We start from the raw sequence: 518 nt of genomic DNA, 5'->3' as shown, positions 1-518 counted from the left end.
TCGGGATGCCATTCGAGGACACGAGCGCGATGAAACAGAAGCTGGAATTTGTCAGGTTGGCGAGCGCGCCGGGAGCGAATGTGAGCGCGTTGTGCCGGCGCTTTGGGATCGGTCGGACCGTGGCTCACAAGTTGATCGCGCGCTATCGGACGGAGGGCGAGGCCGGGCTTTTGGAGCGTTCGCGCCAACCGCTCTCGAGTCCCAGGCGCAGCGCCTGGGAGGTCGAAGCAGCGGCGCTTTCGGTGCGGGCGGCACATCCGGCCTGGGGCGGGCGCAAGATCGCCCGGGTCCTGGCGCGCCAGGGGATTGGCTGTCCGTCGCCCTCGACGGTGACCGGCATCTTGCGTCGCAACGGCGTCGAGCTCGGGGCGCTGGGCGGCGGGGCAAAGCCCTTCATCCGCTTCGAGCACGAAGCGCCCAACGATCTGTGGCAGATGGACTTCAAGGGTCATGTGCCGTTGCGCGCCGGGCGCCTGCATCCGCTGACCGTGCTCGACGACCATTCGCGGTTCTCGATC

General features: G+C 67.8%; 1 protein-coding gene. It reads left to right on the top strand.

The window, feature by feature from the left end; all coding sequences use genetic code 11:
• Window positions 1–5: 5 nt before the first annotated feature.
• Window positions 6–518: helix-turn-helix domain-containing protein (locus NKI72_RS35410; protein ID WP_352852321.1), on the top strand; the 513-nt coding region annotated here is incomplete at its 3' end.

Source organism: Mesorhizobium sp. M0437 (assembly GCF_040321335.1).
Classification (GTDB): Bacteria; Pseudomonadota; Alphaproteobacteria; order Rhizobiales; family Rhizobiaceae; genus Mesorhizobium.
Note: the sequence above shows the minus strand (reverse complement) of the source record. Positions and strands in the feature narration are given on the sequence as shown.